The organism is Nocardia carnea NBRC 14403 (assembly GCF_000308515.1).
GTDB classification, from domain to species: Bacteria; Actinomycetota; Actinomycetes; order Mycobacteriales; family Mycobacteriaceae; genus Nocardia; species Nocardia carnea.
The window spans coordinates 77,600-91,752 of the sequence record NZ_BAFV01000054.1; the positions used below are offsets into that span (position 1 = coordinate 77,600).

The 14,153-nt window shown below is 66.4% G+C and carries 9 protein-coding genes, 1 tRNA gene and 1 pseudogene; 4 read left to right on the forward strand and 7 right to left on the reverse strand.

The window, feature by feature from the left end:
• Nucleotides 1-501: 501 nt before the first annotated feature.
• Nucleotides 502-575: transfer RNA gene (locus ON22_RS19915), tRNA-Met, on the reverse strand.
• A 537-nt stretch (nt 576-1,112) separates the two neighbouring features.
• Here ON22_RS19915 and ON22_RS19920 point away from each other — a divergent pair.
• Nucleotides 1,113-1,445 (forward strand): annotated as a pseudogene (locus tag ON22_RS19920) (transglycosylase family protein); the annotation flags it as partial.
• A gap of 116 nt (nt 1,446-1,561) precedes the next feature.
• Here the strand turns inward: ON22_RS19920 and ON22_RS19925 are convergent.
• Nucleotides 1,562-4,558, reverse strand: coding sequence for a UPF0182 family protein (locus ON22_RS19925; protein WP_081595712.1), 2,997 nt, complete (start codon nt 4,556-4,558; stop codon nt 1,562-1,564).
• Nucleotides 4,559-4,737: 179 nt separating this feature from the next.
• On the opposite strand from ON22_RS19925, the gene ON22_RS19930 reads away from it, so the two are divergent.
• On the forward strand, nt 4,738-5,331 hold the full coding sequence (locus ON22_RS19930; protein ID WP_033243194.1) for a PPA1309 family protein: 594 nt from the start codon (nt 4,738-4,740) through the stop codon (nt 5,329-5,331).
• Nucleotides 5,332-5,350: 19 nt separating this feature from the next.
• On the opposite strand, the gene ON22_RS19935 is transcribed toward ON22_RS19930, so the two are convergent.
• Nucleotides 5,351-6,376 carry a YlbL family protein gene (locus ON22_RS19935; RefSeq protein ID WP_081595709.1) on the reverse strand — a complete coding sequence of 342 codons (1,026 nt, stop codon included), beginning with the start codon at nt 6,374-6,376 and terminating at the stop codon, nt 5,351-5,353.
• A 98-nt stretch (nt 6,377-6,474) separates the two neighbouring features.
• The gene (locus ON22_RS19940; protein WP_033243570.1) at nt 6,475-6,705 is read right to left on the reverse strand and encodes a mycoredoxin; all 231 of its coding nucleotides are present in this window, start codon (nt 6,703-6,705) and stop codon (nt 6,475-6,477) included.
• A 290-nt stretch (nt 6,706-6,995) separates the two neighbouring features.
• On the opposite strand from ON22_RS19940, the gene ON22_RS19945 reads away from it, so the two are divergent.
• Nucleotides 6,996-9,125 carry an ATP-dependent DNA helicase UvrD2 gene (locus ON22_RS19945; protein ID WP_051157852.1) on the forward strand — a complete coding sequence of 710 codons (2,130 nt, stop codon included), beginning with the start codon at nt 6,996-6,998 and terminating at the stop codon, nt 9,123-9,125.
• 657 nt (nt 9,126-9,782) lie between these two features.
• Nucleotides 9,783-10,064: a WhiB family transcriptional regulator gene (locus tag ON22_RS19955; protein WP_051157859.1), complete on the forward strand. Its 282-nt coding sequence runs from the start codon at nt 9,783-9,785 to the stop codon at nt 10,062-10,064.
• A 135-nt stretch (nt 10,065-10,199) separates the two neighbouring features.
• Here ON22_RS19955 and ON22_RS19960 read toward each other — a convergent pair whose 3' ends face one another.
• From ON22_RS19960 to ON22_RS19970, 3 genes are all read right to left on the reverse strand, one after another.
• Nucleotides 10,200-11,543: an ABC1 kinase family protein gene (locus ON22_RS19960; RefSeq protein WP_033243573.1), complete on the reverse strand. Its 1,344-nt coding sequence runs from the start codon at nt 11,541-11,543 to the stop codon at nt 10,200-10,202.
• Nucleotides 11,544-11,626: 83 nt separating this feature from the next.
• Nucleotides 11,627-12,490 (reverse strand): TOMM precursor leader peptide-binding protein, encoded by an 864-nt coding sequence (locus ON22_RS19965; RefSeq protein ID WP_033243196.1) that lies wholly within the window; start codon nt 12,488-12,490, stop codon nt 11,627-11,629.
• A 159-nt stretch (nt 12,491-12,649) separates the two neighbouring features.
• A complete protein-coding gene (locus tag ON22_RS19970; RefSeq protein ID WP_033243197.1) occupies nt 12,650-14,092 on the reverse strand; it encodes a zinc-dependent metalloprotease in 1,443 nt (480 codons plus the stop codon).
• Nucleotides 14,093-14,153: the final 61 nt, after the last annotated feature.

Consider the following 14,153-nt stretch of genomic DNA (forward strand, 5'->3'; position numbering starts at 1 on the left):
CTCCTCATACATGCCTCGTTGCCGTTACGTGACCTACCAGGGACCGACTCGATGAATTACACCGACGCAATTCGCCCGAGCGATTTACCGAGGGCCCGAAAATGCCGTATCTCACGGAGTTCTCGAACCACCTGTTCGAAATCTTCGGACGCGCAGGGCATCAGAAAGATCTGATGCCCATTTGATTAGCCGGTTATTTGCCCGATCACATTCACAGGAAGCGCGAACCATCGAACCGGGCGACCGGATAGCAGCAAAGACAGCTCCGAGCCGCCGAAGTCCCCGAAATACGGCCGGCCCCGCACCCGGCACGCGCCCGCAGCGCCTGACAATCCAGCCGTAGCCGGACAACCCTCCACCCCCACCGTCCCCGAAGAGAACGGCACCGCCCACTGCGCAACCGCCGTGGCGGCACAGCGTAAGGCCAGGACACACGGGCGACACGCCCTGAAACAAGAGAAGGCCCCGGAGAGGAAATCCTCTCCGGGGCCTTCCCGGTAGTAGCGGGGACAGGATTTGAACCTGCGACCTCTGGGTTATGAGCCCAGCGAGCTACCGAGCTGCTCCACCCCGCGTTGGGTGAACACAACATTACACACGACTTCTCCGGTATGACAAATCGCCAGGTCAACCGGGTTTTCACACTCCACCAAGGACCTGATCGATACCGAGAAACCCGCCCGAGCGCGAAAAGCGTCGATCGAACCGTTGCCGTTCCGTGTGCACCGACTCCGATGAGCGTTAGCGGATCGATTGCCCAAGGTCTCGAACGCGATACGCGTGACACGAATTACGATTTTCTGGTGATCCCCGTCACATTTCCGTGTTATCACACGACCGATTGGGTACCGGAAATTCCGATTATGACCAGCAGTTTTCCACATATTCCCGAATCTCGCCAATGCACATATTGATAGTTATCGATACGTGATCTGCGGAGATTTCTTCGTTACGGTCGTTCCCAGGCCCCGACCAGACCGGGACGGGCCGGCCGAACCGGAGAACACCGGCAACCCTGTCCCACGGTTCGGAACAAACCCCGACACAACACCTGGGGACAGGGGCACGCAGCTTCCAACGCGCTGCCGGTGGGCACAGGGAGGGACTCGCATATGACCAAGACCCGAAAGTTCAGCACCCGCGCCCTCGGCATGACCGCTATCGCCGGGGCACTCGTTGCCGTACCGTTCGGTCTTTCCACTGCCACCGCTTCGGCCTACTCGGGCAACTGGGACGCTGTTGCCCAGTGCGAGAGCGGCGGCGACTGGTCCATCAACACCGGTAACGGCTACTACGGCGGCCTGCAGTTCTCCCAGAGCACCTGGGAGGCCAACGGTGGTAGCGGCTCGGCGAGCAACGCCAGCCGTGAGGAGCAGATCCGCGTCGCCGAGAACGTGCTCGCCACTCAAGGCCCCGGCGCATGGCCGGTGTGCGGTTCGCACCTGTGACACCGCACGGCGCCTGATCGGGCGCCGGTCACCGCGTAAACAAGAGGCGCTGCCATCCAGAAGGATGGCAGCGCCTCTTGCGTTATATACGGGCCGACGGATCGGCCCACCTGTTACCTACCGGCGTCCTGGTATGCCTTGACCGCCGCATCCAGCTCGTCCAGCGCCCGGCCGAAGTCCTCGAAGTTCCCGGTACGCATCGCCGTGCGTACCGCTTCGATCTTGCGGTTCAGCTCGGCCGCAGCGGCGCTCTGGTCCGCCGAGCCCGTGGCCGCCGGTGGCGGCGTGGCCCCCTCGGTGGTACCTGCACCCTGGTCCTCGGGTTGCGGCTCTGTTTCCGCCGTAGGCGGAGCATCGCCGGGACTCGGCCGTGTAGCCGGATCGCCACCCGACGGCGTCGCCAGCGCACCGGCACCCGGTAGCACCTGGTTCAGCGCATCGGCGAGCGTCGACCCGTACCCGACCTTCACGCTGCCGGCCTGGTCGCGATAGCTGACCAGTACACGCAGGAGCTGCGGGAAGGTCGCCGTGTTCTGGCCGGTATTGCGCTCGTTGTAGAACGGCTCGACGTACAGGATCCCGCCGTCGGCGACCGGCAACGTGAGCAGATTGCCATATCTGATCTTGTTCGAGTTGGACAGCAGGGTCTTCTCCTGCGAGACCTGCGGCGCTGTCGTCATCGTGTTCTGCGTCTGCTGCGGACCCTGTGTCTGGGTATCGGTCGGCAATTGCAGGATTCTGAACTTGCCGTAACCCTCCGGATCGGAGCGCACCGATATATAGGACGACAGGAACTGCCGGTTGTAGCCGACCATCGCACTGGTCAGGTTGAACGTCGGCTTACCGGTCTCCGGATCGCCCAGCAGCACGTAGTAGGGCGGCTGGCTCGCCGATACACCCTCCACCGTCGGATCGGCGGGCACCGACCAGAACGCGTTGTTGGTGAAGAACTCGCGCGGATCGTCCACGTGATACTTGGTGAGCATCTCGCGCTGGACCTTGAACAGATCCTCCGGATAACGGAAATGCGCGCGCAGCTCGGGACTGATCTCGCTCTCCGGATTCACCGCGTCGGGGAACACCCCGCGCCAGGCCTGCAGGACCGGATCGGAGGGGTCGGTCTCGTAGAGCTCGACGGTGCCGTCGTAGGCGTCGACGGTCGCCTTCACCGAGTTGCGGATGTAGCTGACCTCCTTACGGGGCAGCAGCCGGCCGGTGCGCTGGTCGATACTGTCCTCGAGCGCGCCCTCCAGCGAGGTGGTCTGCGCGTAGGGGTAGCTGTCGAGCGTGGTGTAGGCGTCCACGATCCACTTGATCCGGCCGTCCACGACCGCGGGATAGGCATTGCCGTCCGGGGTGAGCCACGGCGCGACCTTCTGTACCCGCTCCCGGGGTGAGCGGTTGTAGAGGATCTTCGAATCGCTGCTGATCGCCGAGGAGAACAAAATATTGCGTTCCGCGTACTTGGCCGCGAACGCCAGCCGGTTGAACCAGTTGCCGATCGGCACACCACCGGCACCGTCGTAGGTGAACCGTTCCCGGTCGGTGTCGTACTCGCGGGGCTCCTGGCCCTCCCCGGAACCGACGATGGCGTAATCCGGGTCCGATTGTGAGATCAGCTCACCGTAGTAGATCCGTGGCTGATCGACCTTGATCCGCTGCTGATCCTTCGGTGTGAACAGATCGCTCACGAGGAAGATCGGATACCCGGAGTCGCTGCTGCCGCCCTCGTTGGGATCTTCGGACTGCGGCCGGTTGACCCGGTTGGCCGGGGCGGCGACGAAACCGTTGCCGTGGGTGTAGACGGTGTGCTTGTTGATCCAGTCGGTCTGGTTACCGCTGAGGGTGGACGGCGAGAGTTCACGGGCCGCGACGATGTAGTCCTGAATCTGACCGTTGAGCTCGTACCGGTCGATATCGAGTTCTTCGGGGAACCCGTAGAAGTTCTTCAGCTGGCGCAGCTGGGTGAACGTCGGCGACAGGATGTTCGGGTCGAGCAGCCGGGCGTTGGCGATGGTGGCATGGTCGACCGGCACATCCACCGGGTTCTTGCTGCTCTCACCCTTGTACGGAACGTATTCGATCTTGTCGTCGGTGATGCCGTACGCGTCCCGGGTCGCGTCGATATTGCGTTCGATGTACTCGCGTTCCTTCTCCGCCGCGTTCGGGCGAACCGAGAACTGCTCGACCATCAGCGGCCACACCGCACCGACCAGCACCGACGAGAGCACCAGCAGCGCCGCCGCCATCGCGGGCACCCGCAGATCACGCAGCACGATCCCGGCGAAGAACGCGATCGCGCAGATGACCGCGATCGACAACAGGATCAGCTTGGCCGGCAACACCGCATTGATATCGGTGAACGAACCACCGTTGAAGGTGGGCTCCTTACGGCTGCTCATCAGCAGCTGATACCGGTCGAACCAGTACGCGACGGCCTTGAGCAACACGAAGGTCCCGGCCAGCGCCGCGAGCTGGACCCGCGCCGGTGTGGTGAGCACGCCCTCACGCCCGGTCAGGCGCAGGCCACCGAAGACATAGTGCGTCACCAGATTCGCGAAGAAAGCGATCACCAAGGCGACGAACAGCCAGTTCAGCACCATCCGGTAGAACGGCAGATCGAAGGCGTAGAAACCGACGTCCAATCCGAACTGTGGATCGGTACGGCCGAACGAACCGCCGTGCAGGAACAATTGGACGGTGACCCAGTTCGACTGCGCTACCAGCCCCGAGAGAATACCCAGTAGCGCCGGGATACCGAGACCGAACAACTTCAGCTTGCTCAGCACAGTGGTGCGGTAGCGCGCGATCGGATCCCCCGGCCCGGAGGTCGGCACGAACACCGGCCGGGATCGGTAGGCCAGCAGCAACGCCAGCCAGACGATCGCGCCGACAACGACCGCGACCGCCAGGAAGATCGCGACCCTGGTCAATAGAACGGTCAGGTACACACCACGGAAATCGACCTCCCCGAACCACAACCAGTTCGTGTACGTGTCGACGAGCCGTGGCCCTACCAACAGCAGTGCGGCCAGCACCACCGCCGCCACCAGCAGCAGACGGCTGCGCCGGGACAGCGAGGGTAAACCGGCTTGGGGGCGCATGCCCACGATGCCACTCTCCAGGGTCCGGCGGCGGGCGAACCGGTAGCCCACCGGCCGCTGCACCGCAGTCCGAATTGTTGCGGTCGGGTCCGTACGGACCTTCAGCGCCCACTTTACGGAAAACGGACATCTACGCGAGCGCAGGGTTCGGCCGGTGTCGCCACGCAGGATGCGAGGATGGTCCGGTGAGCGACGACCTGCATGCCGAAATAGTCCTTGCCCGTTCCGTCCACGAGGTCGCCGAATTCGTGGACGCCGAGGGCTGGGGCGCCGCACCGCAGATGTTCGCGTTGGTGCGGACAGCCGATCTGGTGGTCGCCGAGCCCACCCTCATCGATCAGATCGACACCGCGAACGAACTGACTCCGGTGGCACAGGACCCACTGCCCGACGAGGTCACCGCCGGAACGATGCCGCTGGACGAATTCCTGGCCACCACGAGTTGGCCACCCGCGGTCGCCGGGTGTGTCCTGGTACAGGAGATCGTCGTCCTCCCACCGGACGCCGAAGAGGATCTCGACGACGCGCTCACTCCGCTGCTGGCCGATGCCGATGCCGCGGATGCCGCCGGCCGGGCCGCCGCCCACGCGCATCCGGGACGACGCGACGCCCGCCTGTTCGCCGCGGCGCTGCGGACCGGAAACAGCCTGTGCCTGCTGCAATTACGCCCCGAGGACGAAGCCGACGACGACGGCGACCTGGATCTGCGGACCTATCCGGACCTCGCGCCGAATCTGGTCGAGGCGCTGCGCCATACGCTGGAGGACTCCGGCGACTGATTGCCGCGAGGCCCCGGGATCAGCCGCAACTCGGGGCCTGTTCGCCCGCCGAGAGATCTTCCAGCGCCTGTACCGCGCCCGCCAGCGTTTCCACCCGGACCAGCCGCAGCCCGTCCGGCACCCGCTGGATCGCCTCGCTGCAGTTGTCCGACGGCACCAGGAAGGTTTCGGCGCCCGCTTCACTGGCAGCCATCATCTTGTACTGGATTCCGCCGATCGGACCGACATTGCCGTCCCCGTCGATGGTGCCGGTGCCGGCGATGAACGCACCGCCGTCCAGATCACCCGGACTCAACTTCTCGACCAGCGCCAGGCTGAACATCAGTCCCGCGGACGGCCCGCCGATATCGGGCAGGTAGAAATCGACCTGCATCGGCGGCTCCGCGGCCTCGGTCGGAGTGAGGCCCAGGTACCCCTTGGTCTCGTCGTCGGGGCGCGCACCGAGAGTGACGTTCACCGTCTGCTCGGCACCGTCGCGGCGGATGACCAGCGACAGCACCGTCCCCGGCGCACTGTTCGACACCGCGGTGACGACATCCTGCGGAGTGGATATGGGGTTACCATTCACGCTGACGATCTGGTCACCCGGGCGCAACGCATCCCGGGAGGGGCCCTCCTCGGCCACCTCGTGCACCAGCACCGCGGTGGGCAGGTTCAACTGACGCATCGCCGCGACCTCGGCATTGCTCTCCGAGTTCGTGAACTCCTGCTCGTTGGACTTGTCCACTTCCTCGCGCGACAACCCCGGCGGGTACACCTCGGCCCGCGGCACGATGCCGTGCCGGCCACTGACCCAGAACCCGAGCGCCTCGAACAGGGTCAGGCCGTCACGCATGGCGATCGTGGTCATATTCAGCTGACCGGAGGTCCGGTCCACCTCGGCGCCGGTCACCCCTACCACCTCGCGACCCTGGAATTTCCCCAGCGTGTCATGGGTGGGGCCGGGTCCGAGTGCGACGAACGGCACGGTGTAGACACTGCCGATCACACCGAGCAACAGGACGGGGACCAGGGCGACGAGGAGCGTGATGATCCGACGATTCACCCGGTCAACACTAGCGATCCGAACCCGCTCCGCACCCGCAGGCACGCGCGAGCCGACCGCTCTCGCCCACCTGTCTCAGGTGAGCGGCACCCGGACAGTCACGCCTGACGCGCGAGTGCCTGCTTCACATCGGCCAGCGACGGGTTCGTAGCCGTGGAACCGTCGGCGAACTTCACGGTCGGAACCACATGGTTGCCGTTGTTCACGCTGCCCACGAACTCCGCCGAGGCCGGATCCTGCTCGATATCGACCTCCACATAGGTGATCCCGGCCTCTTTCAGCTGCGTCTTCAGCCGGCGGCAGTAGCCGCACCAGGTGGTGGAGTACATGGTCAGATCGGGTGTCGAATCACTCACGCAGAGAGCAACGCCGCCACCGGCGCCGGTGTTCCAGCTCGGAGCTGTTGATTTTCCGGCCCGGGTCGCAATGGTCCGGCCGCCTCGGATCACAACGGCATCGAAGCGCCCAGGCGATCACATCGACCGGGCGTGGCACGATCACATCGCCCGGCGCGGCACTGCGAGGCAACGCTCCTGGGATCCGGTTCGGGGCGAGTCGGGGTGTGCGAGTCGAGGCGTGCGGGTCAGGGTCCGCCCGGGCGTCTGTGCACAATGGACGCGTGGCCGCAGTCGATCTTTCCGCACTGGATCCGGAACAGGCCGCCGCTGTCCGTGCACCGCGGGGGCCGGTCTGTGTGCTCGCCGGGGCCGGGACGGGGAAAACGCGCACCATCATCTATCGCATCGCGCACCTCGTGGCAGCCGGACAGGTCCGGGCCGACCAGGTGCTGGCGGTCACCTTCACCGCTCGTGCCGCGGGCGAACTCCGTGGACGGCTGCGCGGCCTCGGTTTGGGGGCGGCGGCGAACACGGTCCAGGCTCGGACGTTTCACGCGGCAGCGCTCCGGCAGCTGCGGTACTTCTGGCCGCAGATCGTGGGTGAGGTCCCGTGGCGCCTGCTCGACCGCAAGTTCCCGGTGGTCGCCCAGGCCGCGAACCGGGTGGGAATCGCGTCGGGCACCGACAGCGTGAAGGATCTGCTGAGCGAAATCGAATGGGCGAAATCCGCACTGGTGGCGCCCGAGGACTACGCTGCCGCGGCCGCCGCCCGGCAACGTGATATCCCCTTCCCGGCGGCGCGTATCGGCGAGGTCTACGCGGCCTACGAAACACTGAAGACCACACCGGAAGGCATGCTGCTCGATTTCGACGATCTGCTGCTGCACACCGCCGCCGCGCTCGAGGACTATCCGGCGGTCGCCGATGTGTTCCGGGAACGCTACCGCTGTTTCGTCGTCGACGAATACCAGGACGTCACTCCCCTGCAGCAGCGCGTACTGGATGCCTGGCTGGGCGACCGGGACGATCTCACCGTGGTCGGCGACGCCAACCAGACCATCTACTCGTTCACCGGTGCCAGCCCCACGTACCTGCTGGACTTCTCGCGCCGCTATCCGGACGCGACGGTGGTCCGGCTGGAACGTGACTACCGCTCCACCCCGCAAGTGGTCGATCTGGCCAACCGGGTGATCGGGATGGCGAAGGGCCGGATTGCCGGAACCCGGCTGCAGTTGATCGGCCAGCGCGACGACGGGCCGGAGCCGGCCTTCGCCGAATACGCCGACCTGCGCGAAGAGGCCGTCGCGGTGGCACACCGGATCACCGATCTGCTGGCCGGCGGTACCCCGGCCGCGGAGATCGCCGTGCTGTACCGGATCAACGCCCAGTCCGAGGCCTACGAACAAGCGCTGACCGAACAGGGCATCGCCTATCAGGTTCGCGGCGGTGAGGGTTTCTTCCAGCGGCCCGAGGTCCGCCAAGCGGTCGAAGAACTCCGCAAAACCGCGGCCCGCGACGATCTGCCCGCCGCATCGCGCACCGGTGAGAAACTGGTCACCCTGGTCCGGGCGGCGCTGGCCCCGATCGGGCTCACCGCTACGCCGCCGGCCGGGGCACAGGCCCGGCAACGCTGGGAGTCGCTGGTCGCGCTGGTGCGGCTCACCGAGGAACTCACCGAACAGCAGCCCGATCTGGATCCCGCCGGCCTGTTACGCGAACTGGCCGCGCGCGCCGAGGCGCGCCACCCACCGACCGTGCAGGGCGTGACCCTGGCCTCGCTGCACGCGGCCAAGGGGCTGGAATGGGATGCGGTATTCCTCGTCGGCCTGACCGACGGCACACTGCCGATCAGTTATGTCCTCAACGGTGACGGTTCGGTCGCCGACCCTGCCGCGCTCGAAGAAGAACGCCGGCTGCTCTACGTCGGGGTCACCCGGGCACGAAGCCATCTGCGCTTGTCCTGGGCGCTGTCGCGTGGTGACGGGGATCGTCGCAGCCGCCGGCGCTCTCGGTTCCTCACCGGCCTGATCCCGGAGGAATCGCCGGCCTCCCGCATCGCCGCACCCGCGCGGCCGGGTACGGAAGCCGCCCGGCCGGTCTGCCGGGTCTGCGGTCGGGCACTGCTCGATTCGGAGACCGTGCTGCTGCGCCGTTGCAAAGGATGTGCGGGCCAACCGGATCTGGAATTACTGGGGGCACTACAGGATTGGCGCCGGGAGAAGGCGGCGGAACTCGCGATCGACCCGCGCGGGATTCTCGGCGTGAACACGCTCACCGCGATCGCCGAGCAGCTCCCCGACGACGAGGCGGGGCTGGCAGCGCTCGGGGTCGGTGCGGCGAAGGTGCGCCGGTACGGCGCGGAGGTTCTGGCGATCATCCGGTCCCGGCGGCGTTCCCTTTCCCAGCCGTAGCGCAGGCGAGCGCAAAACCGCAGGTAGAAAATAGGTTGTCGAGCCCCGCGCGATTGCCTTAAGGTGGTAATCGCGCTCGGGAGGGTACATCCACGCGCATCATCGGAATTTTCGGATCACGAGTATCAGGAGGGAGGCAGACAGATGAACGGCATCACGAATTGTGGAATCACCACCGCAATCCCGAATACGCGGTTGTCGGCTGCTTCCCGGGGGGTCCTCGCTCTGCAGGGGACCGGCCCGTCCTGCATCGATCGTTACGGTGCGCAGCCGCGTATGCGCTATTCACATGAGCCGAACTTCGTCGAACAGCAGGACCAGTCCGTCGCGATCTGGCACCCGGCAGCTGCATTCGCAGCCGCCGGCTCGCTCGCTATCGATCCCGCCGCAGCACCCGCGGTGGCCGATAAGGGAGCAGAAAGCCTCCGCAAAGGACACCACGCGACCGTGAACAGGCGGCCCCACCGCCGACCAGGTCCGGGGTAACACCCCGAACCTCCTGGCCACGGGTCGCATATGCGAAACCGTGGCCATTTTTCTGGCCTTCAGCCCACAAGGCAGCGGTTTCGCAGCAGGAATACCGAACCGCTGCACAACAAGCTGAAGGAGAACGACGTGGTCACCACCACCCAGAGTTGGCCGCAGGCCGCTACTGATGTGGCGTGTCGCACCGTGGCAGCCGATCCCGAAACGCAGCCGCTGACCACCCTGCCCTGCCGGGCGGGTGATCCGGATCTGTGGTTCGCCGAGAGCCCGGGCCAGTTGGAGCAGGCCAAGGCGCTGTGCGCGTCCTGCCCGATCCGTAAGGGCTGCCTGAACGCCGCGATCGATCGGCGGGAGCCGTGGGGCGTCTGGGGCGGGGAGATCTTCGATCAGGGGGTCGTCATCGCCCGCAAACGCCCGCGGGGCCGGCCGCGTAAGGTCGCCGGCTGTGTCTGACCGCGACGGCGGACACCCGCCCGCGGATTCGAGCCGACACCGGAAACGAGCCGCTCATCGCTTTGCCGATGAGCGGCTCGTTCGCGTTCTGGGTGAAATTCCGGGAGGAGGGCAAACGCTGGGCTCCAAGGATTTTCAGGCGCTGTCGCGTTCCTCGCGGAAGCCGGGCAGCCAGCGGGAGGCCAGTTGCATGAAGGGCACCTCGGCATCGAGCTGGGCACAGATACCGATCGAACCGCCCAGCACCCGGAAGATCATCACGTATTCAGCTGGCAGCATCATGGCCCGCGCGGTTTTCATCTCCGGCGAGGAATAGTCGGTGGCCTTACCCGCCACCCGCTGCATCCAGCGGCGGGTGAAATGGAACGATTCGGAGCGAATCGGATCGGTGAACGGGCGCAGGTACTCCTCGATCTCCTGCTCGGTGAGAGTTTTACCGGGCAGCACCCACCCGTTGGCGTGCAGTAGTTCGGTGAGCCGGCCGTATTCCTCGGCCACCGCCAGGGCGAGTATCCGTCCCAGGAGCTCGGGGAAACCACCCTGCAGCGGGGCGCAGGCACCGTAGTCGATCACCGCGAGCTTGCCCTCGGGGGTGATCATGAAATTGCCCGGATGCGGGTCCGCGTGCAGGAGCCCGACGGCTTCGGGCGAGGAGAAGTGGAAGCGGCCCATCAGTCCGGCGACCCGGTTACGCAGGACGCGAGTACCCTCGGGATCGGCGTCGCCTGCGGCGATGATCGCGGAAACCGATGTACCGTCGAGCCATTCGCTGACGATGACCTTCGGCGCGCTCGCGACCACCTTCGGCACCACGAATTCCGGATGCCCCTCGTAGGCCTTGCTGAACGCCCGCTGATTCGCGGCCTCGTTGCGGTAGTCCAGCTCTTCCTCGGTACGTTCGTTGATCTCGGCGAGCAGCGGTTTCACATCGGCGCCGGGGATGACCTTCGCGAACAGGCCCGTCATCCGGTTCAGCGTCCGCAGATCCGCGCGCAGCGCCTCGTCCGCGCCGGGGTACTGGACCTTCACCGCGACCCGGCGGCCGTCCGACCACACCGCTTTGTGCACCTGGCCGATACTGGCCGAGGCGGCCGGGGTGTCGTCGAACGATTCGAAACGTTTCCGCCAGTCGGTGCCGAGCTGCTGATCGAGGACGCGGTGCACTGTGGCCGCGGGCATAGGCGGGGCCGCGGCCTGCAGTTTGGTGAGGGCCTCGCGATAGTGTTCGCCGAATTCCTCGGGAACCGCGGCCTCCATCACACTCAGCGCCTGGCCGAATTTCATCGCGCCGCCCTTGAGCTCACCGAGTACGGCGAACAGCTGTTCGGCCGCCTTCTGGTTCATCTCGGTGTTGATTTCCTGGCGATCGCCACCCGCGAGCTTGCGGCCGAAACCGACCGCGGCACGACCCGCCACACCGAGCGGAATCTTGGCTAACTTCGCATTGCGGGACATGGGCCGGCGCACGATCTCAGACACTCCCCCATCATGGCCGACGGACCGGCGGATCTGCCACGGAAAACCGAAGAGAATTACCACAGCGGATACAAGTGTGAGTGTCATCACAGTGCACCGCTGTTTTGCGATACCAGACAACCGCACCGCTCGTGCGGAATCCACGGACGGCGGCGCAGCTGCCGGGTGCCGAGATCGAACTCCACCGTGCGGTTCAGCGTCTCCGGCGGTGAAGCCGGGTCACAGGCCAGAATCGTCTCGAGTTCGCCGAGCGCCAGGGCGGCCACGGCGGCGATACCGGCGGGGCTCGCATGCCCCGTCCGGCCGAGCAGCTGAGCGGCCAGCCGGGGCCATTCGGCATCGCGATCGACTCTGGCGAGATCGGCGCAGCGCAGGCAGCTGGTGAGCCCGGGCAGAACCAGCGGGCCGACGAGTCCCTTACCGTCGCGTAACCGGACCACCAGATGCGCGATCCGGGCCCGGGACAGCTCCCGGACCAGGCACGGGTCGGGAATCAGCGCATCGGCCAGCACCACCAGATCTGCCGGCGCGACCGGGCCGGGCAGCCGGCCGTTCCGGTCGCGGGAGCGCGACGGCCGGATACCGAGCGCACACAGGCCGGAGGCGATCGCGTCGGCGAGCGGACCTGTCCCGTGGACGCGGATGGTTCGGACACAACCTGCGGGACATGAGGGATGTACCACCAGGCCGGCCGCATCGATCACCTCGAACAACGCTGTCGCATGCCGAGGCTCGAGACCGAGCGAACGCGCCTGCCAGACGATCGCCGGACGGCTGTTCAGTCCGTCGAGTAGGCGGAGGAAACCCAGAACCTGCTGAGTCTCCAGGCCCGGGGCCTCACACAGTACGGCGGTCTCGGGATCCCAGCCCAGCTGGACCTGGCCGGTCGAGCGCACCAGGATCGGTACCCGGGGATGCAGAAGCGGCCCGCGCGGCCGAAGCGTCGTCATGCCCGAAGTATGCGACGGCCGTTGTGCCGCAACAGATCCCCGAAAGGTAGTTATCCACAGGCCCTGGACCTGTGGATAACTACGATTTTCCCAGCTGACGGGCGGTTCGAGACACTGCTCGAAGAGGCACAGGAAATCGGTGCGAAATCGAGCGGTGGATCAGTTCTTGCCGCTGCCCTGCTCGGGATTCTCCGGGCCGGATTCGTCTCCGCCTTGCTCGGCGGGCGTATCCTGTTTCTCGCCTTTTTCGCCCTTACCGGCCTGTTCCCGCTCCGCAGCTTCGGTGGCGGCCAGCTGGGCCATGGGATCGTCGAACGCGCCGGCACCGCCGCCGATCACCGAATCGATGAACCCGGCGGGCGCGTCGAGATCCGCGGCATCGGGCAGCAGATCGGGATGAGCCCAGACACCGTCGCGGCCCGCGAGCCCGGCATCGTCGGTCAAGCGTTGCCACAGCGTGGCGGCCTCGCGCAGTTTGCGGGGGCGCAGCTCGAGGCCGACGAGGGTAGCGAAGGTTTGTTCGGCCGGGCCGCCGGTGGCTCGGCGGCGCCGCAGTGTCTCGGCCAGTGCGCCCGCACCGGGCAGACGTTCACCGACCGCCGCGCCGACCACGACCTGCACCCAGCCCTCGATCAGGGCGAGCAAGGTCTCCAGCCGGTCCAGAGCCTGTTTCTGCTCGGGGGTCGTCTGCGGTTCGAAACTGCCCTGGGACAGGATTTCCTCGAGCTTGCTCGGGTCGGTCAGCGCCGAGGGGTCGAGATCGCGGGCCGCCTCTTCGAGGGCGGAGAAATCCATGGTGATCCCGCGCGCATAGTCCTCGACCGCGCCGAGGAGCTGCTGGCGCAGCCACGGGACGTGCACGAACAGGCGCTGATGGGCGACCTCGCGGGCGGCGAGGAACACCATGATCTCGCTCTCCGGCTGTTCGAGACCCTCGCTGAACTCCGAGATCGCCGTGGGCAGCAGCGCCGCCGTACCGGCCGGCCCCAGCGGCAGGCCGATATCGGTGCCGGTCAGAACTTCCTTGGCGAGCTGGCCCAATGCCTGCCCGAGCTGCGAACCGAAGGCGAGCCCACCCATCTGACCGAGCATGCCCATCATGGGTCCGGCCATTTCGCGCGCTTCCTCGGGCAGACCGGCGGTCCACATACCGGAGATCTGCTGCGCCACCGGATCGCAGAGTCGCTGCCAGGTGGGCAGCGTTTTCTCGATCCAGTCGTTGGCGGTCCAGGCCACCGTGGTCGTCGCGCCGGCGGGGAAGGTCGTCGCGTCGTCGAGCCACAGCTCGGCAAGATGGGCGGCATCGGCGATGGCCGCGGCCGTACCGCTCGACACCGGCTCGACGGTCTTCCCGAGTTGCTGGCGGGCCAGCCGTTTGGCCACGTCGTAGTTCACCGGGCCGGAACCGCCACCGGCCACGCCCTGCCCCATACCGCTGAGCATCTGCCCCAGCGAGGTGAGCATCTGCCCCAGGGCCGCCGGATCGAAACCGGCCGCGCCGCCGCCGAGCCCGAACGGATCGTTACCGCCACCCGGCTTATCGCTGCGGCCACGGTCGTCGTCATCGCCGCCCTGGGAAAATCCGAATCCGAAATCGCTCATTACGCCTCACCCGCCGGTACGACGTCCGGGTGGTGTCCGGGGAGCGCGCGCGCACCGAGCC